The organism is Mesorhizobium sp. M7A.F.Ca.MR.148.00.0.0 (genome assembly GCF_003997735.1).
GTDB lineage: Bacteria > Pseudomonadota > Alphaproteobacteria > Rhizobiales > Rhizobiaceae > Mesorhizobium.
Genome location: NZ_RZTB01000291.1, coordinates 1 through 247, shown reverse-complemented (window position 1 = coordinate 247; position 247 = coordinate 1). Strand labels below are relative to the sequence as shown.

General features: G+C 53.8%; 1 protein-coding gene. It reads right to left on the bottom strand.

Translation table 11 applies throughout. From position 1 onward, the window contains the following. Positions 1 to 247 (bottom strand): hypothetical protein (locus tag EOB49_RS37105; protein ID WP_206526189.1); only part of this gene is annotated, 247 nt, incomplete at both ends.

The window sequence follows — 247 nt, the reverse complement described above, 5'->3', positions numbered from 1 at the left end:
CCAACGGACACCCTGCCGGACCTCAACTCCGTCCATACTAGAAAGGCTCTCGATCGCATCTTTCAAGAGAGAGGGTTCGAAATGGCTCGATACGATATTGTCGAAGGTCTTCTGGTCGGTTCGGACTAGCCTGTAGAGCAGATTTCTCTCGGGCATCATGCGTTTGACTGCATGAGGAGAAAACAGCAACGCGTTGTCGATCCTAAGGAAGGGTGGGAAGAAGCCTTCACCGCCGCCGGACTTCGTG